General features: G+C 68.9%; 30 protein-coding genes. 17 read left to right on the top strand and 13 right to left on the bottom strand.

The genetic code is table 11. The features are described from left to right. Positions 1–465: 465 nt before the first annotated feature. The gene (locus DEI89_RS10205) at positions 466–648 is read right to left on the bottom strand and encodes a hypothetical protein (protein WP_110903942.1); all 183 of its coding nucleotides are present in this window, start codon (positions 646–648) and stop codon (positions 466–468) included. A gap of 79 nt (positions 649–727) precedes the next feature. Continuing rightward, positions 728–1,039: a helix-turn-helix transcriptional regulator gene (locus tag DEI89_RS10200; protein ID WP_110903941.1), complete on the bottom strand. Its 312-nt coding sequence runs from the start codon at positions 1,037–1,039 to the stop codon at positions 728–730. A 49-nt stretch (positions 1,040–1,088) separates the two neighbouring features. Between DEI89_RS10200 and DEI89_RS10195 the strand changes: the two genes are divergently transcribed. The 5 genes from DEI89_RS10195 to DEI89_RS10175 all read left to right on the top strand — a co-directional run bounded on the left by DEI89_RS10195 (position 1,089) and on the right by DEI89_RS10175 (position 5,247). After that, a complete protein-coding gene (locus DEI89_RS10195; RefSeq protein ID WP_110903940.1) occupies positions 1,089–2,288 on the top strand; it encodes an MFS transporter in 1,200 nt (399 codons plus the stop codon). A gap of 363 nt (positions 2,289–2,651) precedes the next feature. Beyond that, complete coding sequence (locus tag DEI89_RS10190; protein WP_146236744.1) at positions 2,652–2,894, top strand: hypothetical protein; 243 nt, start codon at positions 2,652–2,654, stop codon at positions 2,892–2,894. Between the two features lie 39 nt (positions 2,895–2,933). After that, positions 2,934–4,096 (top strand): IS3 family transposase gene (locus DEI89_RS10185; RefSeq protein WP_110903938.1). Its coding sequence is split into 2 segments (ribosomal slippage): positions 2,934–3,213 and positions 3,213–4,096, totalling 1,164 coding nucleotides; the frame shifts between segments, so codons are not numbered across the junction. Between the two features lie 137 nt (positions 4,097–4,233). Further along, positions 4,234–4,431, top strand: coding sequence for a hypothetical protein (locus DEI89_RS10180; RefSeq protein WP_146236743.1), 198 nt, complete (start codon positions 4,234–4,236; stop codon positions 4,429–4,431). A 114-nt stretch (positions 4,432–4,545) separates the two neighbouring features. Beyond that, positions 4,546–5,247 (top strand): alpha/beta fold hydrolase, encoded by a 702-nt coding sequence (locus DEI89_RS10175; protein WP_110903936.1) that lies wholly within the window; start codon positions 4,546–4,548, stop codon positions 5,245–5,247. A 168-nt stretch (positions 5,248–5,415) separates the two neighbouring features. Here the strand turns inward: DEI89_RS10175 and DEI89_RS10170 are convergent, their stop codons facing one another. The 3 genes from DEI89_RS10170 to DEI89_RS17675 form a co-directional block, all read right to left on the bottom strand. Next, positions 5,416–5,943, bottom strand: coding sequence for a hypothetical protein (locus DEI89_RS10170; RefSeq protein WP_146236742.1), 528 nt, complete (start codon positions 5,941–5,943; stop codon positions 5,416–5,418). A 106-nt stretch (positions 5,944–6,049) separates the two neighbouring features. Beyond that, the gene (locus DEI89_RS10165) at positions 6,050–6,205 is read right to left on the bottom strand and encodes a hypothetical protein (protein WP_181421587.1); all 156 of its coding nucleotides are present in this window, start codon (positions 6,203–6,205) and stop codon (positions 6,050–6,052) included. A gap of 438 nt (positions 6,206–6,643) precedes the next feature. Next, entirely contained in the window at positions 6,644–6,811 is a 168-nt protein-coding gene (locus DEI89_RS17675; RefSeq protein ID WP_181421586.1) for a hypothetical protein, read from the bottom strand. Positions 6,812–6,907: 96 nt separating this feature from the next. On the opposite strand from DEI89_RS17675, the gene DEI89_RS10160 reads away from it, so the two are divergent. Both DEI89_RS10160 and DEI89_RS10155 read left to right on the top strand, forming a co-directional pair. Beyond that, positions 6,908–7,549, top strand: a complete 642-nt coding sequence (locus DEI89_RS10160; RefSeq protein ID WP_110903933.1) for a GNAT family N-acetyltransferase — start codon at positions 6,908–6,910, stop codon at positions 7,547–7,549. A 325-nt stretch (positions 7,550–7,874) separates the two neighbouring features. Then, positions 7,875–8,447, top strand: a complete 573-nt coding sequence (locus DEI89_RS10155) for a hypothetical protein (RefSeq protein WP_146236740.1) — start codon at positions 7,875–7,877, stop codon at positions 8,445–8,447. 135 nt (positions 8,448–8,582) lie between these two features. Here the strand turns inward: DEI89_RS10155 and DEI89_RS10150 are convergent, their stop codons facing one another. Next, positions 8,583–8,909 carry a hypothetical protein gene (locus tag DEI89_RS10150; protein WP_110903931.1) on the bottom strand — a complete coding sequence of 109 codons (327 nt, stop codon included), beginning with the start codon at positions 8,907–8,909 and terminating at the stop codon, positions 8,583–8,585. Positions 8,910–9,852: 943 nt separating this feature from the next. Between DEI89_RS10150 and DEI89_RS10145 the strand changes: the two genes are divergently transcribed. Together DEI89_RS10145 and DEI89_RS18085 are read left to right on the top strand one after the other, a co-directional pair. Then, positions 9,853–10,971, top strand: coding sequence for an alkene reductase (locus tag DEI89_RS10145; protein ID WP_110903930.1), 1,119 nt, complete (start codon positions 9,853–9,855; stop codon positions 10,969–10,971). Positions 10,972–11,003: 32 nt separating this feature from the next. After that, positions 11,004–11,129, top strand: a complete 126-nt coding sequence (locus DEI89_RS18085; protein ID WP_258366341.1) for a hypothetical protein — start codon at positions 11,004–11,006, stop codon at positions 11,127–11,129. Between the two features lie 93 nt (positions 11,130–11,222). Here DEI89_RS18085 and DEI89_RS10140 read toward each other — a convergent pair whose 3' ends face one another. Next, positions 11,223–12,092, bottom strand: coding sequence for an alpha/beta fold hydrolase (locus DEI89_RS10140; protein WP_181421585.1), 870 nt, complete (start codon positions 12,090–12,092; stop codon positions 11,223–11,225). Positions 12,093–12,287: 195 nt separating this feature from the next. Here DEI89_RS10140 and DEI89_RS10135 point away from each other — a divergent pair, with 195 nt between their 5' ends. Beyond that, positions 12,288–13,229 (top strand): 1,4-dihydroxy-2-naphthoate polyprenyltransferase, encoded by a 942-nt coding sequence (locus DEI89_RS10135; protein ID WP_110903928.1) that lies wholly within the window; start codon positions 12,288–12,290, stop codon positions 13,227–13,229. A gap of 284 nt (positions 13,230–13,513) precedes the next feature. Here the strand turns inward: DEI89_RS10135 and DEI89_RS10130 are convergent, their stop codons facing one another. Both DEI89_RS10130 and DEI89_RS10125 read right to left on the bottom strand, forming a co-directional pair. Next, positions 13,514–14,446: an SDR family NAD(P)-dependent oxidoreductase gene (locus DEI89_RS10130; RefSeq protein WP_110903927.1), complete on the bottom strand. Its 933-nt coding sequence runs from the start codon at positions 14,444–14,446 to the stop codon at positions 13,514–13,516. A 151-nt stretch (positions 14,447–14,597) separates the two neighbouring features. After that, a complete protein-coding gene (locus DEI89_RS10125; protein WP_181421584.1) occupies positions 14,598–15,170 on the bottom strand; it encodes a TetR/AcrR family transcriptional regulator in 573 nt (190 codons plus the stop codon). 133 nt (positions 15,171–15,303) lie between these two features. Here DEI89_RS10125 and DEI89_RS10120 point away from each other — a divergent pair, with 133 nt between their 5' ends. The 4 genes from DEI89_RS10120 to DEI89_RS10105 all read left to right on the top strand — a co-directional run bounded on the left by DEI89_RS10120 (position 15,304) and on the right by DEI89_RS10105 (position 18,128). Next, the gene (locus DEI89_RS10120; RefSeq protein WP_110903925.1) at positions 15,304–15,705 is read left to right on the top strand and encodes a nuclear transport factor 2 family protein; all 402 of its coding nucleotides are present in this window, start codon (positions 15,304–15,306) and stop codon (positions 15,703–15,705) included. Further along, on the top strand, positions 15,702–16,322 hold the full coding sequence (locus DEI89_RS10115; RefSeq protein WP_110903924.1) for a carboxymuconolactone decarboxylase family protein: 621 nt from the start codon (positions 15,702–15,704) through the stop codon (positions 16,320–16,322). Before DEI89_RS10120 ends, DEI89_RS10115 begins: the two co-directional genes overlap by 4 nt. Next, positions 16,309–17,259 carry an alpha/beta fold hydrolase gene (locus DEI89_RS10110; protein WP_110903923.1) on the top strand — a complete coding sequence of 317 codons (951 nt, stop codon included), beginning with the start codon at positions 16,309–16,311 and terminating at the stop codon, positions 17,257–17,259. The genes DEI89_RS10115 and DEI89_RS10110 overlap by 14 nt, the downstream gene beginning before the upstream one ends. An 86-nt stretch (positions 17,260–17,345) precedes the next feature. After that, positions 17,346–18,128 (top strand): GNAT family N-acetyltransferase, encoded by a 783-nt coding sequence (locus DEI89_RS10105; protein WP_110903922.1) that lies wholly within the window; start codon positions 17,346–17,348, stop codon positions 18,126–18,128. Between the two features lie 82 nt (positions 18,129–18,210). On the opposite strand, the gene DEI89_RS10100 is transcribed toward DEI89_RS10105, so the two are convergent. After that, positions 18,211–18,906, bottom strand: a complete 696-nt coding sequence (locus DEI89_RS10100; protein ID WP_181421583.1) for an alpha/beta hydrolase — start codon at positions 18,904–18,906, stop codon at positions 18,211–18,213. Between the two features lie 13 nt (positions 18,907–18,919). Beyond that, positions 18,920–19,546, bottom strand: a complete 627-nt coding sequence (locus tag DEI89_RS10095; protein WP_111122325.1) for a TetR/AcrR family transcriptional regulator — start codon at positions 19,544–19,546, stop codon at positions 18,920–18,922. Positions 19,547–19,676: 130 nt separating this feature from the next. Between DEI89_RS10095 and DEI89_RS10090 the strand changes: the two genes are divergently transcribed. After that, on the top strand, positions 19,677–20,636 hold the full coding sequence (locus tag DEI89_RS10090; RefSeq protein WP_110903919.1) for an SDR family NAD(P)-dependent oxidoreductase: 960 nt from the start codon (positions 19,677–19,679) through the stop codon (positions 20,634–20,636). Between the two features lie 102 nt (positions 20,637–20,738). Beyond that, the gene (locus tag DEI89_RS10085; RefSeq protein ID WP_110903918.1) at positions 20,739–21,770 is read left to right on the top strand and encodes an NADP-dependent oxidoreductase; all 1,032 of its coding nucleotides are present in this window, start codon (positions 20,739–20,741) and stop codon (positions 21,768–21,770) included. 82 nt (positions 21,771–21,852) lie between these two features. Here DEI89_RS10085 and DEI89_RS10080 read toward each other — a convergent pair whose 3' ends face one another. Continuing rightward, positions 21,853–22,242, bottom strand: coding sequence for a VOC family protein (locus DEI89_RS10080; protein WP_220033194.1), 390 nt, complete (start codon positions 22,240–22,242; stop codon positions 21,853–21,855). 231 nt (positions 22,243–22,473) lie between these two features. Between DEI89_RS10080 and DEI89_RS10075 the strand changes: the two genes are divergently transcribed. After that, a complete protein-coding gene (locus tag DEI89_RS10075) occupies positions 22,474–25,218 on the top strand; it encodes a LuxR family transcriptional regulator (RefSeq protein WP_110903917.1) in 2,745 nt (914 codons plus the stop codon). Between the two features lie 33 nt (positions 25,219–25,251). Here DEI89_RS10075 and DEI89_RS10070 read toward each other — a convergent pair whose 3' ends face one another. Further along, positions 25,252–25,497, bottom strand: a complete 246-nt coding sequence (locus DEI89_RS10070) for a hypothetical protein (protein ID WP_110903916.1) — start codon at positions 25,495–25,497, stop codon at positions 25,252–25,254. Positions 25,498–25,587 lie beyond the last annotated feature (90 nt).

The raw sequence follows: 25,587 nt of genomic DNA, 5'->3' as shown, positions 1-25,587 counted from the left end.
GCCATTACCGTCACAACCCCGCTCCGACTACCGTCGAAGCGGCACTACCGAGCCTCTACTGAACCCGGGGCGGAACAGAACGAGGTCACACGACCCGGGCAACAAACGGCTCATCGAGACCGTCGGAGCCGCGAGGACCGAGATCACACTCGACCCCAGCTCGCTCGCAGAAGTCATACGCGACCGATTCGCTACTGTCCTCGACCAACCGACCCTCGCCGCTCTTCAGCGCGGATGGCAGCGGCTAGCCTGCCGTCGGTACACATCTCGTCATGGTCCCGCCGCGAGAAGCACCTCTCCGTTCCGCGATGTGCCGATAACGTATCTTATGTCAGCTTGCACGCAGGCAACCTTGAGCAGTGTCGTGAGATCGAAATAAGTCGCGGAGCTTCTCGGGTACGTAGCGTTTGACGCCCCGTCACCGGGCTTTTTTGCGGCTATCGGGACGTTCCCACCGGGGCGCTTCTACGGTGCGAGCATCTGAGCCACGACCGCGTACAGCTCCTTCGGGTCACGAGCGAGCATCTGCTTGATCAACGCAGCCTGCTCGTCCATCACGACCTCGTAGTCGTCGCGCTCGACCCCGTCCAGGGTCGCGCGCGCCACGTCCGCGGGGTCGGTCTTGGCGATCGAGACTCCCGCCGTCATGTCCGTGTCGGCTACTCCGAGGTGCCATCGACAGCCCCGACGCTGTCGCTCTCGGCGCGTGGCCGAGCGAACACCACCCTCAGTGGCACGCGCCCGAGGTCACAGCCAGCAGCAGGCCGGGAAACCGCAGGTTGAGCTCTTCGACGCGAAGGCGGATGTCGTGCGTACGACCGTGGACCTCGTACACCACCATGCCCGCCTCGCGGAGGGTCTTGAAGTGGTACGAACAGGTCGCCTTCGACGCGGCGAACGCAGCCCAGACGTCGTTCTTCGGCAAGGGCGCGCCGTTGGCGAGCATCCGCACAATCTCGAGCCGGGTGGGATCGCCGAGCGCCTTCAAGACCGTCTCGAGCGGGATGTCCGCCAAGTCGGCGCTCGGGTAGTCGGGCATGCGCCTCCAATCGTTCGATGAATATCTAACGGTCCACTAGCGTGTCCGTATGACATCCTTCGAACGATCGTATCCGGCCCGTGGCATGGGCGCTGCTGCACTGGCGCGCCTGTGGGTCCTCGCTGCTGCACTGTTCGTGGTCGGGACGAACGCGTTCGTGATCGCCGGCGTCCTACCGGACCTCGCCGAGGGACTGCGCACCTCCACCGCGACGGTCGCCACGGCGATCACCTGGTACGCCGCCGTCGTCGCGCTGGCGTCACCCCTCGTCGCCACGTTCCTGGCGGTGGTCCCGCGCCGGGGCCTCCTCACGACTGGGATGGCGTTGGTCGCGATCGGCACCGCGGTCACGGCGGTGGCAGGAAACGTCGACGTGTTCATCGTCGGACGAGTCGTCGCCGCGCTCGGCGGCGCGGCCCTCGTGCCACCCGCAACCGCGGCTGCCCCGACGCTCGTCGAGCCGCACCACCGCGGACGCGCGATCGCCATCGTCACTGCAGGATTCGCTGGCGCGATCGCGTTCGGGTCGCCGCTCGGCGCGGCGGTCGCTGCTGGAATCGGCTGGCGGGCCGCGCTCGTCGGCATCGCGGTGCTCGCCGGGCTCCTCGCGGTCACGCTCGGGCTGACGATGACAGGCATTCCCGGTGCTGCCGCGCGGTCGCTGCGGGAGCGCTTCAGTATCCTCGCGGATCGACGGATTCTCCTCGCGCTGGTCGCGATGGTGTCCTACATGGTGTCGTTCAACGTGCTCTACGTCTTCACCTCGGAGGTCCTCGCTCCGGTCGTCGGCGGGCGTCCCGGCGTGCTCGCCGTCGTGCTGCTCTCCTTCGGGCTCGCGACCCTGGTGGGGACATGGCTCGGTGGAATTGCGGTGGATCGGCGCAGCGGCGTGTGGGCCACCGTTCTCGGCCTCATCGCGATGGCAGCTGTCTACGCGGCGCTGTCCGTGTCCACCCAATCTCTGCCGGGCGCGATCCTGCTCTACGCCGTATGGGGCCTCGTCGCCATCGCGCCGCAGATCGGGATCCAGGCCGTCCTCGTCACGGCAAACCCGGCAGAGGTCGGCGTCTCACTGTCGTGGTACTCGACCGCGACATACGTCGGCATCGCAGTCGCACCTGTCCTCGGTGCGGGTGCACTCCACCTCGGCGCGTGGGCCGTGCTCCTTGCAGCGGGCGTGGCCGCACTCGTCGCGCTCGCACTCGTCGCCGTCTCGACGCAAACCGGCGAACGCCAGTCGGCGGCATGAGGCTTCGCATGTGCGTCCGACACCGATACAGAGCTGCGGACACGCGCGAGTAGCCCCCCCCGATCGCGACCAACTCACCACGGAGAAATCTTCCCGACGTCCGCACCATCGACGACGGGGGTCGCCGTGGTGATCGAGTCCCTGAGCAGGTTCCATGAGGTATCGGCTTAATCAGCTGAGTGCTGCTGCTTCGTATGAGCCGGAGATGCGCCGATAATTTACGTTATGTCAGATTTCGCAACGGCCAGCCCCTGCCACTCTCCTGCCTTGACCAGGGCCGTGAGATCGACGCGAGCCGCGGAGCTGCTCGGGTACGTAGCGTTTTTCAGCAGTACGGCTGTCCCATCGGCCATGCTCAGATGCATGCAGCGGTTGTGGGCTTGGTTTTCGGCTTTCCTGGGCCTGGTCATCATGGTCATCGACTACGTCGACGGCGCGATCCTCGGGACCTGGTTTGACGAGCATGCTGTTTTCGATGCCCCGGACGTCATTGGCGAGTTCTTCATCGCCGGCCTCGGTCTGGTCCTTCTGGTCGGGGGTGTACTCACCGCCGTGCTAGCTCGGCATCCCGCGGACGGGACTGCTGCAGGTTTGGTTGACTCCTGACGGGTAGGGGCGTTGGCTCCTGTTGGAAGGATGTGCGCCATGGTGAAGGCGTATCCGGAAGAGTTCCGCCGTGATGTGATTGCGGTCGCCCGGAAGGGTGAGACGTCGGTGCGGCAGGTCGCGAGGGACTTCGGTGTGTCCGAGTCCTGCCTGGCCCGCTGGCTGCGGCTCGCGGACCGTGACGACGGCGTCAATGTTGCAGCGGCGCCGTCGGCGAAAGCCGTTGAGCAGGCGGAGCTGCGGGACGCGCAGAAACGGATTCGGCTGCTCGAGCAGGAGAACGAGATCCTCCGTCGGGCGACCGCCTATCTGTCGCAGGCGCATCTCCCAAAATGATGTACCCGCTGGTCCTCGAACTCGCCGCCGACCGGATCCCGGTCGCGGTGGCCTGCCGGGTGTTGGGTTTCTCGAAGCAGGCGTTCTATCGGTGGCGTGCCAGTCCGGTAACCGATCGCGACTGGGCGGACGCGCACCTCACCAACGCCGCGATCGACGCGCACCGGGACGACCCGACGTTCGGGTACCGGTTCATCGCCGACGACCCGCATGCAGCCGGCCATCGGGTGTCCGAGCGTCGGGTGTGGCGGTTGTGCTCGCAGCAGCAGCTGTGGTCGTTGCATGCGAAGAAGCGCGGCCTGAATCGCGAGGCCTGGCCGCCGGTGCATGACGACCGGGTTCGACGTGCGTTCACGGCGCCGGACCTCGACAAGCTGTGGTTGACGGACATCACCGAGCATCCGACGGGTGAGGGGAAGCTCTATCTGTGTGCGGTGAAGGACGCCTGTTCCCGTCGGATCGTGGGCTACTCAATCAGCGATCGCATGCGGTCCTCGCTCGCTGTCGCGGCCCTACAGATGGCGGTGGACCGCCGGAACCCGGCCGGAACGGTCGTGCACTCGGACCGCGGCAGCCAGTTCCGGTCGAAGAAGTTCGTTCACGCGCTCGGCGACGCCGGTCTGCTCGGATCGATGGGCCGAGTCGGCGCGTGCGCCGACAACGCTGCAATGGAATCGTTCTTCGCCCTCCTGCAGAAGAATGTCCTGAACCGGAAACGGTGGGCGACCAGGCAAGAGCTCCGGCTCGCGATCATCACCTGGATCGAGGCGACGTATCACCGGAAACGACGCCAGCGCGGTCTGGGGAAGTTGACCCCTATCGAGTACGAGACGATCATCAACCCACAGGTCGCACTCGCGGCCTAAACGAACGAGTCAACTCAACCTGCAGCAGTCCCCTCCTGCCTAAAGCGCAGGTGCGGCTCGTTACAGCCCCCAGTTCCAACTGATTGACTCTTCTCGCGAGACTCGCACCCGTCGGACCGAAACCAGAGCAAGGACCTGTGCCAGTGCTTAACGCCAAAAAGCCAAAGACCGCCATCATCTTTGGAGCGGTCTTCGTCCTGTTCGGAATAGCCGAGATGATCTTCAGCCCGACCAACGGCGCAGGAAAAGTCATCTTCGCGGTCGTCCTCGTAGTCCCTGGACTGTTGTTCATCGCAGCCGGCATGAGGGCGCTCACGCGGGATCATCGTTCCTAGCGCTCCGTCAGGCGGTGCACCCTCACTCGACGTAGGTCGTCTGTCCGATGGAGGATCCTTGATCGGGCGTTCTCCGCTGCAACGAGCGGAGCCACGGTTGCTAGCGTTTCAGTCATGGCAGACGCCCTTCTCGTGAACCGCGAGAGAGCGGTCGTCTTCCTGCACGGATCGAATCGGACCTTTGACCGCGCCTGGCCCGTCGCGGCTCACATCGAGCACGCTGGGTTTGCGGTGATGCCTGGTTACGGGGACGGCGCAGCTGTCGCCTTCGAGCAAGATGGCTGGGAGTCGACGCTCATCGGCACTTGCTCGCCGGGCGCTGTCGTCGTCGCACACTCGTACGGTGGGCCGATCGCAATGCGCGCCGCAGCTCGCCGGCCCGACCTGATCGCAGGGCTGGTGCTTTTCGAGCCTGCTGCGTACGCGCTGGCTCGAGGCAACGCGGCAGTCGAGGCCCATATCGACCGCGTACAGCCAGTGCTCGAAGCCGCGGCCGAGATGGGCAGTGCGCAGTTCGCTGTCGCGTTCGCAGCAGCCCTGACTGGCACTGCTGTGCCACCGCCGGTGAGCCCGGACGAACTCCTGGCTGCCGATCGGCAGCGTAGGCTCCCTGGGCCGTGGACCCTGGATACGCCGTCGGACGTCGACGTGCCGATGCTCGTGATCACCGGAGGATGGAACGAGGAGTACGAAGCAATTGCTTCGCAGCTGCACCGTTCCCGACGGATGACCCTGACCGGCTACGGACATCGGCCACAGGATCATCCAGGTGCCGCTGACGCCTTGTTGGAGTTCACCAGGCAACTGCGAAGGTAGGCGCCGCACGCAGAATGGAAGCGAGGCGGTCGGCGCCGTCCCGGTGAACGATGGTCTAGCGGACGCACACGGGGCGAGAGTTAGGGGACGGGCGAGTCGTCTTGCGCCGGTCCTCCGACAACAACGATTTGCCTCAGCGACTCGTCTTGAACCAGTGGTTTCGGTGTGTCAACGTCGAAGCACGCCGTCGCCGTCGCTCTGCTCGCGGCCGCGCATCACCCATCCGCGCAGAAACGGAAACCCCACCGCCACGGCCAGTCCGATTGCGTACACGATGATCGTGGACCGGCTGTCGTGGCTGTCTGAGTAGTTCGACCACCGGATTCCCAACACGACCTGAACCAACGGGCCCAGCGCTGCGATGACGCCCCCCGGCAACACGGTCAGGAGCAAGGTCTTGCGCCATGGTCGCTCCTTTGCGGCACTGATCATGATCGCGCAAGTTGTCGCGCCTATCGCGACCCCACCCCAGAACCATGACGCACCGGACATTCGCCAACCGTCGTGGGTCCACCATGCTTCGATGAGGGCGGTCGTGCGTTCCCACGCGTCCGTCCGCACGAATCTTCCCGGGAGCACCGGCAGGGGCCACCCGATGATCGCAAGAACACCAGTGACTGCAGCCATCAGGCCGAGCAGCCATCGAACCAACCTGCGATGGTCGATCGGTTCAACGTCGAAAGACTCGATGCTCACCGTCGCGCAGGCCAGGAAGTCATGAGGCTCATGGTGGGAGCGTATCGGCCGCTCCATCGCCGAGGTCGAATCGGCAACCCCGGTAGCCGATCCGCTACCGGGCTGCTCATCCCTTCGCGAGCAGCGCGACTCCGAACAGCAGCGCACCCCAACCAAGTGGGGCGAGGACGACCAGGAACGGTGCCCCGGTTTCTGCAGCGGTCAGCGCCATCGCGAGCCACAAGAACGCGATGGCCCCGGTCCCCGCGGACAGCGCTCCCATAGTGAGTGCCGCGCCCCGACGCGACACATCTGACGACAAGGGCACTACCAACAGGCTGCACACCGCTGCTCCGACGATGCCGGGCACGATCAGAAAGCGGAACGTACAGAGGCCCACTGGTCAGGTCCCGCTCCATACCAGTTCACCGGAACACGGGAAGGAACCGTCTTCCAGCTCAGACGAACGGTGACGACTGCGGCCGGAGGCACCCACGCCAACACCGCCGCCATCACGAGCGCAGCTCGCACGCGCAACCGCTGCTCCGCCTGCGCTGAACGTGTTGCCCCCGCTGTCACGATCGCAGGCTAACCCCGGCGCAACATCGACCGGTAGGGGATCGGCCAACGGACGTCGACGTCAGTCCCTGGCCTGGTATCGAACGGCGCCATCGGTGGACCGGTACGGGATCGAGAAGCTTGAGCAGATCACGCCGTTCTCTTAGTCGTCCTTGACCGTGTCCATGAAGGCGTATGCCTCGTCGTCTGTGGCGAAGACGCCCAGGACTGTGTTGTGCGGTGAATCGTCGTGCTGGACGATCCAGACCTCCCCGCCGGCGAAGGGCTTCGGGCGTCGGAAGAAGAGTGGACCCGGACTCCGTCTACTCACGATGGAGAGTGTAGGTGCCCGCTGTCCGGTAGCCGATCGGCCAACGGGACATCGGGAGGGCCGTAATGTCCGGCGCCACTCTCTTATCGTTGGGCGATGGATCTCGACCAAGTTTGGCCCTTGTTCGGGCTGCGACTCCTCACTCCTCGACTAGAGCTACGACCCCTGCGCGACGAAGATCTCCCGGGGCTCGTCGACGCGGCCCTCTCCGGCGTGCACGATCCCGCTCGGATGCCGTTCGGTGTCCCATGGACGGACGCAGAACCGACGACGTTGGCTCGCTCTATGGCGCAGTACCACTGGAAGCTCCGGTCCGGGATGGCCCGTGACTCGTGGGGCGTGAGCTTCACCGTGCTCCACCAGGGCACGCCCGTCGGGGTCCAGGAGCTGCACGCTCGCCGCTTCGCCGCCCGCAAGACCGTCGAGAGCGGGTCGTGGCTTGCGCTCGCACATCAGGGCCTTGGACTCGGTACCGAAATGCGGGCGGCGCTGCTGCTGTTCTCGTTCGATCACCTAGGAGCTGAGTGGGCGGAGTCGAGCGCGGTCGCTTGGAATGAGCCGTCCCTTCGAGTGTCCACGAAGCTCGGGTACGAAGTCAACGGCGTCACTCGCGCCCAAACCCGCGCCGATGAGGTCATTGACGAGATCCGGGTCCGCCTGAAGCGCGAGGACTTCGCTCGGCCGAGCTGGAGCCTGATGACCGAAGGAGTAGAACCAGCGATCGAGTTCTTGATGTAGTGGTGGGCCGGGTGATCAGCTCTGGCCGCCCGGCAGCCGATCCACTACTAGGCACCGTCCAGGGCGCCCTCCCCGTACGGTAGACGATCCCCTTCTGGAACGACCAAGAGCGACCGAGGCGGCGTTCGGTAGCCCACCGGCTATCGAGACCGCCTCGACCGCCGACTTCGAGGCATGCCCCAGTCACGACGAAGCCGATGAACCATCCGTTCAAGACGGCGGAGCTTGACATCTCAAGCTTCCACGGCCACGGAGCGAGGGCCGGCACTTGGCGAGATTCCGCAAGCCCGCTGGCCGCTGCTAGTTTCTGCGATGAGGGGGAGACATGAAACGAAGGACCCGAACAGCACGGACGTTCGCCATTGCATCCGCCGTCGCGGCGACCGTCGGTATGACGATGGCCACCGCAGGCTGCACCGATGGAGGAACGACACCAAAGGCGTTTCCCTCCGCAACCCAGACGTCGGTTGCTGCTTCCGGCAACCCCATCGAACTGGCATCCCGGCACTTTGCCGTCCTCTCGCGTCCCGCCACGGCGACCGACGCGTTCCCAGCTGACGATGCGTTCGAGCCGAAGCAGATCGTGCCGGACAGTCAGCGCTTCGTCGTAGAGCGGGAAGGAACCAGGTACTGGATCGCCGCGACAACGAGCGGCGGCGTGTGCTTGATCGCCCGGAACGGCGACCCGAACAGCACCGGGAACTGGGCAGTCTTCGCCGGCCCCACGGTCGAGCCAGCGACCGTCGTCACGAGCATGATCGATGAGGCAGGCCACCAAACGGCACTCGTGTCGGATGGGTATGCGGCGTCTGATCCCTCGGAGTTACACGAACTCGCAACGAATTTGTGGACCGGGAACCTCGACCCGAACATGCGCGAGGACGTCAGCGAAGGCTGACCGCCCGGCCGGGCACCTCGATCTGAGGCGACAGCGGCACGGGCACGGCAACTGCTCCAATCGACTCGCACTTCGACCTCCTGAACCAACGGGCCCGGTAGCCGATGGGCTACCGGGCAGGCAGACAGGTGCTGACTAGGTCCGGTCCTTGGGTTCGCGAAGCTCACCCCAGGCAAACGAGGACTCTGCGAGGAAGTCCTGCAGATCGCTTTGGACAGAGAGCACCATCTCTTGGGTGCCGCCAGCCAGCTGCAGCGTTCCTGAGCTCCCGTCCTCGCCGAACACCGCCCAGCGAAGGCGGGCCGAACCGCTCTCCACGATATCGGAGTCGAAGAGCTCTTGTCGGTCGGTGATCCGCTCGACTCGAACGGTGAGCGCCTTACGTTCACGAGGAGAGAGCATGGAGTCGAACATGGGGTCGAGGAGCCGCGTCAGATCCGTCACGGACAGCAAGGTGCTCATGCGATCACCGTAATCGCTGAGTGGTCTCGTTACTCAGACCGCCCCGTCTCGGTCGAGGATCCCCTATCGGAACCCTGCCTCCCCCTCCCTCCGCTCGCGTTTCGCAGTAACCGACGGTGACAGGGTCTGGAGCCGATACTCATATGTCCGATTTGGTTTTGCTAGCCGCTCTTCCGTCATCCGCCCGGTAACCGAGCAGTAACGGAGAGCCGGTTGCGAGGCCTGCGAAGGTGGGAGCAACTGCGTCCATCTTCCCCGTCAGGACGCAGATCTCGCTGCTTCGCCCGTGTCCTGAGGTCGTGCTCATGGGTTCAAATCCCACCGGTACCGCCACAGAAACCCCCGTTCGCATGGGGGTTTTCTTCTTGGGTGGCGCTGGTGGATAGGTGGTGTGTTCCTCCGAGAGGACCGCTTCACCTCGCCGCATCGCCGAGCGTGATGGCGCGGCCGAGGTCAAGGCTCATCGCGTCGATCGGGTGTCTGTGCTGCCGCGGGTGCCGCGCAGACCGAGGGCGAGTCCGTGCGCCGACTGCACTGGATGAGCATCAACGCAGAGCCTCAGTTCGAGGCCGTCGGCCTGCCGTCCCCCTCCGGCGGACCCACCTCCGCCCGCCGTTGTCAGCGGTTCCGACCCTCGTCCTCCACTCCGCTGCAGACCGGGACGCACCATACGGAGCATCTGCCAGCGCGCCGCAGCGCATCCCGTGGACGTCACCATGGCGTCGATCCCGCCGGTCCCGCACGGGCTGGAACGCAGCGCCGACCCGGCAGCGTTCGACGCGCACGTCGCCCACTTCCTCGGCAGGGTGACGGCGCATCGTCAGACGACGTCACCCTCGGTAGTTCCGCTGATGCCGAGGCGAACGGCGGCAGCAAACATCACGACAGGGCAGGAAGCCACCAGGCACGAGCCCCAGACACCAGCAACGAGATCGGAACAGCCATGACTCCGAATCAGGACGCGCCTGATCGCCCAGAGGACGCCCTCACCGGCGCCATCGACCCCTTCGCTCCTTACCAGTTCGCCGGACGCTCGCTGCGCAACCGCATCGTGATGTCGCCGATGACGCGCAGCCGTGCGCCCGAACCGGCACGGACCGCGACACCGTCGATGGCGCTCTACTACGCTCAGCGCGCCTCTGCTGGCCTCATCGTCACCGAGGGCACGTCGCCCTCCGAGGAGGGTCACGGCTACACGAACACCCCTGGAATCCACTCCGGCGAGCAGGTCGAATCGTGGAAGCAGGTGACCGCTGCAGTCCACGACGAGGGCGGGGTCGTCCTCGCGCAGCTCATGCACGCCGGCCGGATCGGGCATCCGGACATCCGCCCGGACGGCTTACCCCCGATCGGGCCCTCCGCGGTGACGCCGGTGGGCCAGACCTTCACGCATGACGGCATGCAGGACTACGTCGAGCCGCGCGCGTACTCCGAAGCAGGGATCGAGCGGACGATCGCGGATTTCGCCAGCGCAGCGCGGAACGCCTTGGAGGCGGGATTCGACGGAGTCGAGCTGCACGGCGCGAGCGGGTACCTCATCCACCAGTTCCTGTCGCCGCACACCAACCGGCGCTCCGACCGGTGGGGAGGTTCCGTCGAGAACCGCATCCGCTTCGCCGTGGAGGTGGCCACAGCGGTCAGCGCCGAGATCGGCGCCGAACGGGTCGGTTTCCGGATCTCGCCCGGGATCGCACTGAACGACATCAACGAGGGAACTGACCTGGCGGCCACGTACCTCCCACTCGTGTCCCGGCTCGCGGAGCTCGACCTGGCTCACCTGCACGAGATGGAGTCGGCTGGTCGCGCGCTCACCGAAGAGATACGAGCCGCCTGGCCCAACACCTTCATCCTCAACCCGGACACACACCCCCGACCCACCGGTCCGGACGAACTGATCCTGATCGAGGACGGCACCACGGACCTGATGTCGTTCGGGGCGAACTTCATCGCGAATCCGGACCTCCCGGAGCGGCTGCAGAACGGGAAGCCGCTCGCCGAACCCGACGGTGCGACGATGTACGGCGGTGGCGACGTGGGTTACATCGACTACCCGCGAGCGTGATCCAGGGCGACGGTGGTGGGTACACGGACAGCATGAGGATCACGCGCCGGTCGCTCTTCCTCTCCCTGGCCGTCGCGGGTCTGGCCTGGATCGTCGGCGTGGTCGTCTTCGGCGCTGCCGACCTGGCCAGCCAGGTGATCGCGGGCGACGACGGGTAGGCCGTGGCCGAACGCTCCGGCTGGATCGCTTGACACGGCCGGGCGACGGCCCTCCTGATTTGGAAACAGTTCAGGAGGGCCTCTCCGCGTCCGTCAGAGGTACTGCGAAATTGCGTCAGCCACCGCCTGGGGGTTCTCCCGCTGGAGGAAGTGGCCAGTCTCGTCGACCTCGATCAGATGCCGTCCGCTGGCGAAGTACGGTGCGTTCGCGCGCGCGAGTGTCGGCGTCTCGCAGCCGTCGTCCATGCCGTGCAGGAAGGTCGCCGGCGTGGGGATCCGCGGCCAGCCGTCCAGGAACTCCTGGGTCTCGGCGTACACCGCCACTCCCGGTGCCTCGCCCGTGCCGTGGCGGTAGTAGTGGACGACGTGGTCGGCGAAGTCGTCGGTGCCGACCGCGCGCAGGACCTGAGCGAGTTCTCCGTCGGACAGGGTGATCGCCGGCGACCAGTGCTTCCACGCCCACCGGACCAGGGCCTCCGGGTCCTGTCGGAACGCGTCGGCACCCGCCTGCGTGCAGAGCCAGTAGCGGTACCACGCGACGGACACCTCGTCGAGCGCCTCCTGGCCGTGGAGCAGGGACGACGGACCGTAGGCGGTGGCGACGGTCACCAGGCCGCTGACCGCCTCCGGCGCGAGTGCGGCGACGGCGTGGGCGGCTCGCGCGCCCCAGTCGTGGCCCACCAGGACGACGGGTCCGAGCGCGAGCTCGCGCAGGAGGTCGAGGACGTCAGTCGCCAGCGCGGCGACCTGTGCCGACCGGGCCTCGGGCGCGACGACCCGGCTGCGGCCGACCCCGCGGAGGAACGGGCGGATGATCCGGAGTCCGCTCGGCAGCAGGGAGACGACGCCGTCCCAGGTCCCCGGGTGGTCCGGGAACCCGTGGACCATCACCACGGGTGTGCCGGTCCGGGGGCCCTCGTCGAGGTACTCGACGTCGGTGAAGCGGGTGTGGGCGATCGGCAAGGTCGGTCCTCCGGTTCTTCGGTGCTTCGGTCTGCGGGTGGTGCCGTCCATGGTGCCGAGGGGCCAGGCGACCCGTCGGTCCGACACCCGTTCCCCGTCCAGGACCGGTGGTCCCACCGACGCGGGCGCACGCCGGAGCGGACAGCCTCTGACGATGAACGTCATCGTGCTCCTCTCCGTCCCCGGTCGTCCGCTGTGCTGACGGACCCCGCGGAGGCCGGCGTCCCCCGCCCCGGCGTCCGCGACTGGATCGCCGGCGCCCGTCCGCGCACACTGCCCCTCAGCATCGTCGCGGTGGTCCTCGGCACGGGCGTCGCCGCAGCCGGGGACGTCACCGGGAGCGGGTACTTCGGCCGCGACCACCACCTGCTCATCGCGGTCCTCTGCCTCGTCGTCGCCCTCGGCCTGCAGATCGGCGTGAACTTCACGAACGACTACTCGGACGGCGTGCGCGGGACCGACACGTTCCGTGTCGGCCCGCCACGACTCACGGGGGCTGGGCGTGCGACGCCGGACGCGGTGCTCGACGTCGGGCTGGCCTTCTTCGCGATCGCGGCCGTCGCGGGCCTGGTCATCGTCCTCATCACCCAGCTGTCGTGGATGCTCCTCGTCGGTGCGGTGACGATCGCGGCCGCCTGGTACTACACCGGCGGTCGCCGCCCCTACGGGTACCTAGCACTCGGTGAGGTGTCCGTCTTCGTGTTCTTCGGTCTCGTCGCCGTGCTCGGCACGCAGTTCGTCCAGACGCGGCACACCACGCTCGAGGGCTGGGTGGGCGCCGCGTCCCTCGGGCTGTTCGCGTCCGGCGTGCTCATGGTGAACAACATCCGGGACATCGGGCCCGACCAGCAGGCCGGCAAGCGGACGCTCGCCGTCGTCATCGGCGGCCGTGCCGCGAGGACCGCCTACGCGGTGTTCATGCTGCTGCCGTACCTCCTGTTGCTCGTCATCGTCCCGGAGCGCCCGCTCGTGCTCATCGCGGCCGTGTCCCTCGTGCTGGCCGTGCCGGCGGTGCTCGCCGGGACCCGCGCTCGGAACGCCCCCGGGCTGATCGCGTCGCTCCAGCTGTCCTCGTCCACGTCGCTGGTCCACGGGATCGTCCTCGCCGTGGTGCTCGTCGTCAGCACCGCCCGCTGAGGCGGCGTCGCCGGGTGAGAAAGCCGTCCCGACGAGGGCGGCTGCGGAGCGCTCGACGGCACCGGCCGTCCGGCCGTCCGGCCCTCCGGCCCTCCGGCCGTGCCGGGCTCGGAAGCGGGTACTGGTGGGGTCTGGGTCACGGTGCACCTTCTGTTCGCAACCTCCAGCAGCCTCCGTGCCGTCGCGCCCGTGGTCGCACTGAGACCAGCGGCTGCTGCGAGCCGCAGACCCTCGGCGTCACCGACCATCTCCGGGGAAGCACCGGCGCGCCGAGGGCAGCGGACTCACCAGTCCTCGGTGGCCGTCTCCGACAGTGCCCACAACTTCGCCGCCGTGTCCTCGTCGAGGGCGAACGGTGCCACGCCGCGGAAGGTCTCCGGTCGGCTCATGTCCCGGACCTCGTCGACGGCGAGCGGTGCCTCGGCGACGTTCTCGAAGTACTTGCCGCCGGCGGAGGCGGCGTCTGGCGAAGCGGCGAGGAACACCGGGGTGGCGGCGCCCTCGGAGAGGGTCTTCGCACCCGCCGTGGAGACCCGCATCTCGGCGGGCAGGTTCTTCTGCAGGCCGGTCTGGATGAAGCCCGGGTTGTAGGCGCTGACCGTGATCCCGCGGGCACTCCAGCGTCGGTTCGCCTCGACGGCGAAGAGGATCAACGCGGTCTTCGAGACGGCGTAGGCCGACCACGGCTCGTACGGCTCTGCCTGCCCAGCCAGGGCGTCGACGTCGACCGGGCCGAGCAGGTGCGCGTTCGAGCTCGCCAGGACCACGCGCGCGTCCCTGGCGGTGGTCAGTGCCGGCAGCAGGCGCTCGGCGAGGGCGAAGTGGCCGAGGTGGTTCGTCATGAACTGCGACTCCCACCCCTCGGCGGTCCTGGACTCCGGCGGCACCATGATGCCGGCGTTCGCGACCAGGATGTGGAGCGAGCCGGTCCACGCCGCCGCGGTGCGCGAGATCGAGGCGGGGGACAGCAGGTCGAGCTCCATGACACGGGGCCGGCCCCGTCCGGTCGAGGTGGCGATCCGGTCGGCGGCGGCGTCCCCGCGGGCGAGGTCGCGGACGGCGAGGGTCGTCTCGGCGCCGGCAGCGGTCAGTGCACGGGCGATCTCCTCCCCGAGCCCGGAGGACGCGCCGGTCACCAGGGCGCGGCGTCCGGTGAGGTCGACACCGGACAGCACGTCCGTGGTGGTGGGGTGGGCGGACGAAGTGGAAGCAGGCATGCGAGTCTCTCTGGGAGGGCCGCGGATCACGACCTCGGTGGTCGGTACGGCTTCCGCCAGTGAAACGAACACCCGTGTTCGTTTCAATGGGTGTCGATGAGGTCCCGTGGTTCCGCTGAGGTCCTGACGGTGGGCGTGGCGCGGCCGACCGTCATGGAGCGAGAGCCCGCAGGACGAGCGTCGCCGCACGTGCCCACCGTTCCGGGTCGCGCTCCTCGGAGGCACGCAACTGCCGCACGACGCCGCAGAGGACCAGGGTGAAGTCCCAGAGGGAGGTGTCCCGGGCGACCGTGCCGACGTCCTTGCCGCGTTCGGCCAGGACCCAGAGTGCGTCCACGGCCGCCGAGAACGCCGCCGCGCCCTCACCGGCCAGGGCGTCCGCCAGCAGGCCGTTCTCCGACAGGGCGGCGAACAGGGCCGACACCGCGGCCCCGAGCCCGTCATCGCGGGGGGCCTGCCTGCTGATCCCGATGATGGTGGTCGCGATCGCTGCGCCCTCGCTGGCGACGACCGCGGTCACCAGGTCAGCCTTGGTCGGGAACGCCCGGTAGACGGAGGCGGTCCCGACCCCGGCCGCGGCGGCGATCTCGGGAACGGTCGCCCGGAGCCCCGAAGCGGCGAACGTCGCCACGGCAGCCAGCACGATGCGCTGCCGGTTCCGCACTGCGTCCGATCGTCGTGACACGCGCGGCGCGACCTCCGCGCTCCTGGTCAGGTCCTCCACGGGCCCATTGTCACGCAGCCAGCGCGGTTCGGCGTCCGGACCCCGTCCCGGTGTGAGCCGGTGGTCGCCCCCGGTCCGGGATCCCGGTGGTTCCCCTGACGTGGCCCCCGAAGCGGATGGAAACACTCGCCGGATGACCCAGGACGAAACCAGGACGGACCCCGTCCGCATCAGCGACGCACTGCGCGACCTCGTGTTCGAAGCCGACCCGAACGAGGACGTCCACGACGTGCTCGACCGGTACTACCACCCCGACTACACGCACCGGAGTGACGGCGTCGTCATGGACCGCGCCGCGTTCGTGGCGATGGTGGTCGCGTCGCGGGCCGGGATCGTGCGCGGAGGAGCGGTCGTCGTCGACGAGCTCCGCGACGGCCGGATTTACGCCGAGCGGCATCGCTTCCACGTCGAGTTCACCGACGGGACGACCGCGGACCGTGAGGTCGCCGTGTTCGGCGCCGTCGGCAGCGACGGGCGGTTCGAGCACCTCAGCGAGGTCGGCTTCGCCGTGGCCGACGAAGACGCCGTCCGATGACGCGCCTGCCGGAACCGGCGCCCGGCTCGCTGCCGGCCGAGGTTGAGGCGTTCCTGTCCACGCTGCCGTCCGATCCGATGGTCAGCATGATGGCGCTGTCCTCGAGCACCACGATCCAGTTCGTCCGCTTCGCCGGCACCCTCTTCACCTCGCTCGAGTTGCCGCCCAGGACACGGGAGGTCGTGGTCCTGACGGTCGCGGCGAACACCGGTGCGGACTTCGTCCACGCGCAGCACCAGCCGATCGCGGACGCTGCCGGGGTGGAGCCGAGGGTGCGCGAGCTGATCGCCGACCGACGGTCGGACAGTGCCGAGCTGTCGGCGAGCGACGCCATCGTCATCCGATTCGCCGCGGGCACGGTGCTGTCGCCGCGGGTGTCCGACAGCCTGTTCGCCGAGGCGAGGCAGCTGCTGGGCGACCGGCAGGTCGCCGAGGTCATCCAGGTGATCGGCTTCTACTGGGCCTTCGGACGGCTCTCCACGATGCTGGACGTCCCCGTCACGACCATCCACGGTGACCGCGGGCCGGGCGACGCTGCGTCTTCCGTCCGGTTCGGTGATTCCGCGGGCGCTCGTGCGTCGTCCTCTGTCCTACCGTCGCCGCATGACCACTCCTGAAGCACCTCCCACACTCCGATCGGGGGCACCGTCGGACGTCGATGCCCTGGTCGCACGGCTCGCGCCGGGCAGCCACACGGCCGACGTCAACGGCAACCGTCTCCACTACGAGGTCCGCGGGTCCGGCCCGGTCATGCTCTTCCCGTCACCGGGGTGGGGCCCCTCGATCAGCTACCTGCTCCCGCAGCCGGCCCTGGAGCAGCACTGCACGGTGGTGTACTTCGACACCCGGCACAGCGGTGACTCGACCGGTCCGGAGCAGCCCGACCACTACACCCTGTCCCACTTCGTCGCCGACATCGAGGGTCTCCGCCGGCACCTCGGCGCCCCTCCTGTCTTCCTGGCCGGTCACTCCGCCGGCGGCCAGCAGGTGCTCGCGTACGGCATCGAGCACAGTGAGCACCTGCTCGGGATCATCGCCATCGACGCGATCGCGGCGCCGGACGAGCTGCGCACCCGTGAGCTCCTGGCAGCCATGGAACGACGCCGGACCCACCCCTTCTACGAGACCCGCCCCGGCTTCGTCGATGCCGCGATCGCGATGATGACCGGTGCCGACACGACGCCGCGCAGCATCACCGAGACCCTGGACGCCATCGGTCCCTTCTACTTCCACGACCCGGAACTCGCCGCGACCGTGATGCCCACGCTCCAGATCGACGAGACCGCGAACGGGTACGCCAACGCGTCCGGGTTCCAGGGTGACGACGTGCTCGCCGACCTCCACCGGATCGACGTGCCGACGCTGGTGGTCGTCGGTGACGACGACTTCATCTGCGATCCCGTCTCGCAGGCTGCCCGCATCGTCGAGCGCATCGCGGGGTCGACCCTCGCCGTCATCGAGGACAGCGGCCATGTGCCGTGGGCAGAGCAGCCGGAACGCTTCGCCGCGGCCTGCGACGAGTGGCTCGCCACGGTGACGGCCGAGCACGCCTGACCGAGACACGTCCGGGATGCCCTCCCGATCCACTCATCCGCGCGGTACCGGTCTGGTCCGGACTGCGCCCCAGGAAAGGAACCCAGATGACCACCCACCCAACCTCCCGCATCCCGAGCCGTGCCGACTCCTTCGACGTGGAACGCATCAGGACCATCCGTCTCATCGCCGAGCACGCAGAGAACGGCTGGTTCGTCGGTGACGATGAACTCGCCGTCGCCTGGACCGGCGCCGGGACGATCACCGCGAACGGACTCGTCACCGCGCGACCGGACGAGCCCGCCGCCGAGTTCGACCGGCTCCTCAGCCGACTCGGCGACGACCAGCGGGTCCGCGTCGCACAGGTCGGCGCCACCCCCACGGCCGAGCAGGCCCGGTGGGCCGCCGACCGCGGGTACGAGGGGTCCGCGGTGCTGCCGACCATGTCGACGGGACTGCTGGACGAGATCGCGGCGCCTCCGGTCACGCGGGCTGTGCGCCCTGCCGAGCGGTCGCACATCGCGGGCATCCAGCAGTGCATGGCGACCGCCTTCGGGCTGACCGACGTCGCCGGCACAGCACCGTTCGCGAACGACGCCGTGCTCGCCCGTCCGGAGGTGTCGGCGTTCGTGGTCACCGACGATGACGGCCAGGTGGTGTCGACGGGGATGTCCGTCCAGACGTCCCCGACGATCGTCGGCCTGTACGCGATCGGCACGCTGCCGGACCACCAGCGCAACGGCCATGGTGCGGCGATCACCTGGGCCCTGATGCACGCGGCTCGCGAGCAGGGTGCCGAGGTGGCGTACCTCCAGGCGAGCGACGAGGGTGCGCGCGTGTACGAGCGTCTCGGGTTCGAGACCGTCGCCACGCGGACCTACTGCTTCTGAGGCACGACGGGAACGGGGAGTCGGCCCGGCGGGAGAGCCGGACCGGCCCCCGACGAGACCGGGGAGCCGGGCCGGCCGTCGCTCAGACCGCGGCAGCCGAGACGGTCGAGAGGACCAGGTCGGCGAGTGCACCCGGCTCGGACAGGAACGGCGAGTGGCTGCTGGCGAGGTGCCGCACCGTGGCACCGGCGTGCGCTGCCATCGCGGCCTGCATCGAGGGCGGGATCGCCTGGTCCTGATCGCAGACGACGTACGTCGTCGGCACGGACCTCCAGCCGGCCCCGCGGACCCGCTCGACGAAGGCGCGTTGCGTCTGCTCGACCATCCGGGCGACGGCGACGGCAGCGCGTTCGTCGGTCAGGTCACCGTAGAACGTGGTCCGCGGATCCGGGACGGTCGGGACGAGGCCGCTGACGTCCTCGGGGTCCGGGACGCCGTGGAGGGTGTACATGGACCCGTCGACGTCCGGTACGTACGCCGCGACGTAGATCAACTGTGTGACACCGGTCGCAGTCGCGGTCGCCTCAGTGGCCGGGATCCCGCCGTAGGAGTGCGCCACGACGACGACGGGACCGGCGATGGCGGCGATGGCGGCCGTGACGGCGTCCGCGTCGTCGTGCATCGACCCGGTCGGTGCCGTTCCGGCGCTGGGGAGGTCGGTGACGACGGTGCGCACTCCGCGGAGGAAGAGCTCACCGCGCAGCGGCAGCCAGGCGTCCGGGTGGTGCCAGGCGCCCTGTACCAGGAGCACCGTGGGGTGGTCGGTTCGTGTGGTCATGCGATTTCCTTCGTCATGTGGCAGACGGCCGGCGGAACGAGCCGAACCACTGCTGTGCGGACAGTTCCTCAGCGACGGCCGAGTCGTGTGCGGGTGCGCCGGAGAGCACCTGCTGGGTGATGGCCTGCATGCCGCCGTGGACGAACATCCTGCTGGCGACCTCGACGTCCACGCTCCGGGGTGTGCGGCCGGCATGCTGCTCTCGGTGCAGCAGCAGCTCTGCATGCCGGACGAAGACCTCGAGTTGGTCGTCCCAGAACCGTCGGGTGTCCGCGTCGTAGGCCGCGACCTCCACCACGGCCCGGAGGAGCGGGGCTCTGTCCCGGTAGTGGGCCAGGATCTGGCGCATGATCGCGCTCAGGTCCTGCAGCGCGGACACGGCGGAAGGGTCCCAGTCTGCGAGGAGTCCGAAGGACGAGTCGCCGAGGTCCGCCGCGCAGCGGCGCAGGAGCTGCGTCTTGTCGGGGAAGTGGGCGTAGAAGCTCGACCTGGCGACGCCAGCAGCCTCGACGATCGCACCGACGCTCAGCTCGGTGAACAGCGCCCCGCCCGCCAGGAGGTCCTGCGTGGCGGAGAGAAGGCGCGACTCGACCGAGGAGGGCGAGGGGGCCTTGGAAGCGGAACGCGTCACGGAGGGCATGGCAGCAGCGTAGCGCACATCGGACAGCATGTCCGGACAGGCTGTCCGATGCTCGTGCTACGGTTCACTCGATCGGACAATCTGTCCGGACACACTGTCCGAACAATGCCGAAGACCCGAGGAGCTCCCGATGGACACAGATCACCACGACAACACCGGCGACCACCACGACACGTCACCGGAGCGCCGGACGACCGCCGCGGACGTCCTGGCCGGCGTCGACCTGACCGGGCGGAGGTACCTGGTCACCGGGGGTGGGTCCGGTCTCGGCCTCGCCTCCGTGGAGGCACTCGTCGGCGCCGGAGCTGCCGTCATCATCGCGACGCGGGACCCGTCGAACGTCGACGCCCTCGCCCGGTCGGGAGACGTCGACGTCCGGCAACTGGACCTGGCCGACCTCGATTCCGTCCGGTCGTTCGTCCGTGCGTGGGACCGCCCGCTCGACGGCCTGATCGCGAACGCGGGGGTGATGGCACTCCCAGAGCGCCGGTTGTCGGCGAGCGGCTGGGAGATGCAGCTCGCCACGAACCACCTCGGGCACTTCGCGCTCGCACTCGGACTGCACGAGCACCTCGTCGCCGCGGGGGACGCGCGCATCGTCGTGGTGAGCTCCGGGGCGCAGCTCCTCGCGCCGCTCGATCTCGACGACCCACACTTCGCCCGTCGCCCGTACGACCCCTGGGTCGCGTACGCCCAGTCGAAGACCGCCGACGTGCTCATGGCGGTCGGGATGGCCAGGCGGTGGGCCGGCGACGGCATCACCGCCAACGCGGTCGCGCCGGGATGGATCCGGACCCGTCTGCAGCGGCACGTGGACCCGGTCAGCCTGCGGTCGATGGGTGTCTACGAGGAGGACGGGAAGGTGCACACGCCGGCGTTCTTCAAGACGACGGCACAGGGCGCAGCGGACCAGGTGTCGCTCGTGGCCGCGCCGGCCACGGCGCACGTGACCGGTCGGTACTTCGAGGACGGACGACCCGCCGCGGTCGTCGAGGGCGGCACGGGTCTGCAGAGCGGCGTCGCGTCCTGGTCCATCGACCCGGACACCGCAGACGGCCTCTGGGAACTCGGGCTCGCAGCGATCGAGTGAGCGAGGACCCGATCCCGCGCGACGGACGAACCGGCACGACGACACCGGCACGACGACACCGTCACGACGACACCGTCGGCCGACACCAGGAGGACCCACACCATGCTCGACCCCTCGACGGAGCGCCAGCCCGTCACCAACTCCCGTATCGCCATGCGCGCCCGCCCGACGGGGCCCCTGCAGCTGCAGCACTTCGAGCGGCACGACGAGCCGCTCCGGGACGTGCTGCCGGACGAGGTCCTCGTCGAGAACGAGATGCTGTCCGTCGCGGCGGCGGCACGCGCGTCCATGGAGATGGACACCTACCGACCGCAGCTCGTCGTCGGCGAGACCATCCCGAGCACGGTGATCGGCCGGGTCCTCCGGGGACCGGAGGACGGGCCGGCCGTGGGGTCGCTCGTCGCCGGGTTCGCGGGGTGGGAGCGGTACTCGATCATGCGAGCGGACCAGCTCCGGGTGCTGGAGACGCCGGCTCCGATCGAGCAGTACCTCAGCGTCCTCGGGCAGAACGGCCTGACCGCCTACTTCGGGCTCACCACGGTCGGGAGGGTCGCCGCCGGCGAGACGGTCGTGGTGTCCGGCGCTGCCGGGGGTGTCGGGCACCTGGCGGGACAGATCGCTCGCTCGCTGGGTGCGCGTGTGGTCGGGATCACCAGTTCCGACGACAAGAACACCGCCCTCATCGGACGCCTGGGGTTCGACGCGGCGGTGAACCGTCGGTCGAGCACGTTCCTCGACGACCTGACCCGATCCGTGCCGTCGGGCATCGACGTCTACTTCGACAACGTGGCGGGCCCGGTGACCGCAGGGGTCCTGCCCCGGATGAACCGGCACGGGCGCATCGTCTGCTCCGGGGCGACGTCCGCGTACCAGGGCGGTGCTCGCGGTGTCACCGGGTTCGAGGACCTGGCGCTCACGGCGATCACGAGGAGCCTCCGCCTCGAGGGGTTCCTCGTCGGCGACTTCCGCGCGGAGTGGACCGAGGCGACCTCTGTCCTCAGCGCGTGGCGGCGTAGCGGCAGGATCACGTCGATCGAGACGATCACGACCGGCCTCGACAGTGCTCCGGCAGCGCTCCTGGAACTGCTCGACGGGCAGAACCTGGGGCAGTTCGGCGTCGCGCTCCGGGCATGACGAGCGCCCGACCGTCCCCGGGTGTTCCGTGCTCCCACGATGACCGGGGCAGGGGTGCTGGGCCTCTGTCGACAGCCGTCGATCAGGGGAGCGTGGACCGCTCGCTGAGCGTGAACTCGTTGCCCTCCGGGTCGAGGAACTCCCACGTGGTGGTCCCGCTCGGCCCGCCCGCGGTGCGGATGAACGGCACATGCATCTCGAACAACCGACCGAGGTGCGCGTCGGTGTCGTCCGAGACGAACCGGAACGAGATGCGGTTGCGCCAGATCTTCGGCTCCTCGGTCCGCGTGAACACGAGCGACGGGATCCGGTTGCTCGTCACGAGCGAAGCGCTGTCCGTCGTCGAGCCCGGGTTGACCGGGACGCCGAGGACCGCGGACCAGAACCACGCGAGCGCGAGCGGGTCGGCGGCGTCGATCTGGATGGTGTTCAACGACAGCGGGGCGGTCGAGATCGATCCGGCGACGTCCATGAGTGCTTCCTCCCGGTGGCCAGGACGTCCCTCGCGACGGTCGAGGGCTGCGGGCCACCGGCTGATCCTCACCGGTCCGCCGGTCGTTCCGCATCAGTGGGACCACGGTGGGGGGCGCACGGTTGTTCACCGGACCGTCATCTCCCCGATCTTTGACACAAATTCGAGTGCCACTCGGTTGATGTAACGTCATCCATCGAATTGCATGGTCTACAAAAAAGGAACGACGTGATGCAGCAGCACGGACAGGACGACCCGATGGGCCTTGCCCCGGAACGCCGAGGGCTGCTGGCGCGGGCGGTCACCGCAGCGACCACCTCCGGGGGACGGCTCATGCTGGTCGGCGAGCCCGGGATCGGGAAGTCCCACTTGATCGACACGGTGGTCCGACGGATCAACACCCGCCGGACGGTGCTCTTCGTGCGCCCGACCGAGGGCGACCGGCAGCCGTTCGCCGGCCTCCGAGACCTCCTCGCACCGGTTCCGGACGCGGTCTTCCGGCAGCTGCCGACGGGACAGCGGGAGTCCCTCCTCGCGGTGCTCGGCCGCGGAACGGGCCTGGGGATCAACTCGGTCATGGTCCAGGCCGGGGTCACGCAGGTCTTCACCACCCTCGCCAGGGACGGCGCGACGCTCGTCATCGACGAGTGGCAGTGGCTCGACCCGGAGACCCGACGGACGGTGGAACGGGCGTTCCTGCGGCAGGCCGTCGGGTCCACGCTTGCCGTGGTCGCCGCACGGCGTGCCGACGGAGGGCCGGAGGACCTCGCCGTCCGCCCGCTCTTCGCGCCGACCGACGTCGCGGCGGTCGTCCCCCTCGGGGCGACGTCCGTCCGCCGGGTCGTCGCCGATGCCGGACTCGGAGGACTCACGCCGTCCACGCTCGCGGAGGTCGCCGAGGCGAGCGGCGGCAACCCGCTCTGGGCCATCGAGCTCGCCGCCGCCCGGGCCGAGGGAGACCTCCGTCGGTGGGCGACCGGGTCCGTCGTCGAGGCGGTCGCGCACCGCGTCGCCTCACTCCCCGAGTCGGTCCGCGCGGTGCTCCAGCTCGTCGCAGTGCTCGGATCGGCGGAGGTCGACGACCTCGCCCTCATCTGCCCGAGCGCAGCTACCGCCCTGGCGGACGGCGCCGGTCGGCGCGTGTTCCGGTACGAGGCCGGCCGGGCCACCGCCGCGCATCCGTTGCTCGCGGCCGCCGCACTCCAGGCGCTCTCCGCCGACGAGGAACGGGCCCTCCATGCGACCGTCGCGGAGCTCCCGCTGCCCGCGACACGACGTCTCGAGCACCGGGACGCCGGGACACCGCCCGGTGCCGACGAGCAGCTCGCAGCGGAACTCGCGGACGCGGCCGGTCGTGCACGCCGAGCGGGTGCGACCGAGACCGCGCTCCGGCTCGCCTGGCGGGCACTCGCACGGACCGAGCACGCGTCGGCCGGTCGTGCGCTCCGCGTTGCGGACGCGGCGGAGTTGGCGTTCGCGGTGGGTGACCCCGCACTCGCACTCGAGGTCATGGCGGAGCTCGACGTCGAGACGCTCGACGTGCCCACCTACGACCGTGTGATCGCGGTCCTCGTCCAGGCACTCGAGCGGACCGGTGGGCATGGTGCCGTGGTCCGTCGCCTGAACGCCCTGCAACGGGTCGCACACGTCGGTAGCGTCCGGTGGAACATCCTCGAGACCTGGCGCCTGGCGTCGATGCCGGGCCACGAGGACGCCTCTGTCGCGCGGCTCATCGGCATGAAGGACCTCCTCTCGCGCGACGATGCTCCGCGTGCGCGCCGCGCCGCGCTGTCCTGGGCGGCCTACTTCCGCCTCGACCGTGGTGACGGCGTCGATGACGCGTTCCTCGCGGAGCTCCGCGCCACCGAGCGTTCTTCCGGCATCCCCGCGCTCGAGGACACCGCGGACGCGCTGGAAGCGCTGTGGCCGTACCAGGCTGACGACCTCGTCCGGTCGCGCGCGAACCTGGGCGCGTTCGTCCGGGCCGCGAAGACCGCTGGCGAGGTGTACGCGATCGTCCAGGGCCTGTCGCACTCGTCGATCGTCGAGACACTCGCCGGGCAGCTGTCGGTGGCCGACGATCTGCTGGAGCAGAGCGAGCACGAAGCCCGATCGCTGACGCTGCTCCCACCCAGCCTGTACCGCGCCAGAGGGCTCATGGCGCTCGCACAGAACGACCGTGAGGCGCTCGACGAGCTCCTCCTGACCCCCCTCAGCCCGGCGGCCGAGGGCCGCGGGGCGCTGCTCCGGGTCGGCATCTCGGGGCTCGACAACGCCTGGTCGGAGCGCTGGGACGAAGCACTCGAGGACCTCGAGGCGGCGTACTCGGCCGCTCGGCGACACGGCATCGACGAACCGGGCAAGCGGCTCTGGATCGACGTCGAACTCGTTCGCGCCCTCGTGCACGCCGGTGACGTCCACCGCGCCACCGCGGTCATCACCGACCTTGCGGAACTCGGCCGGCGCCCCGGTCGGACACACGCCCGCGGGCAGGCGCTCCGCTTGCAGGCTCTCGTCGCGGCGCACCTCGGCGACGAGGAGCGCGCCCTCCGGCTCTCGAGCCAGGGGCTCGTCGACCTCCGCCGAAGTGGGTTCCGCCCGGAGGTCCTCCGCGCCGAGCTCGAACAGATCGCGATCCTGTTGCGCGCCGACCAGGCCGCACGCGGCCTGCACGTCCTGGAGACCGCTACGGAACTGGCGGGCCGGATCGGTGACCCGCGCCTGCTCGCTCGGACGGAGACGGCACGGGTCCGCCTGGAGGAGGCTGACGGCAGGGCTCGCCTGACCCCCGCGGAACAGCGCGTGGCGTGGGCGGCGGCTGCCGGGCAGTCGAACCGGGAGGTCGCCGCGTCGTTGTTCCTCAGCGTGCGGACGGTCGAGACCCATCTCGCCGCGGTCTACCGGAAGCTCGGGGTGCGGTCGCGCACGCAGCTGGCGCTGAACCTCCACGAGGTCGCGTCGGTACAGTCGGCGTGAGCCACCGCGTGCACCGACTCCTGCCTGCCGCTGTCAGTGGCAGGAGGAACCGGTGTCAGCGATGTCGTTGACGGCGTGCAGCATCCCGCACAGGAGGTGCTCGTACACGGCGACGACCGGCGTGGAGACCTCGTTCGCGATCTGCAGCGGCTGCAGGCCGAACGCGATCGACGAGCCGATCAGGACGACGAGCGCAGGCGCAACGATCCAGGCGCCGCACGCAGGCCTTCTCGGAGACGGAGCGGCTCCACCTGCCGTTGGTTCGATGTCTGGTTCCACGGTGTCAACAGGACCATCCGCGCATGTGTCACCGCATCAGTACTCGTACGCATGGTGATTGCGAGGATCTACTGAGGCGGTGGCGCCGGA

Origin of the sequence: Curtobacterium sp. MCBD17_030 (assembly GCF_003224255.1) — a bacterium.
GTDB lineage: Bacteria > Actinomycetota > Actinomycetes > Actinomycetales > Microbacteriaceae > Curtobacterium.
Note: the sequence above shows the minus strand (reverse complement) of the source record. Positions and strands in the feature narration are given on the sequence as shown.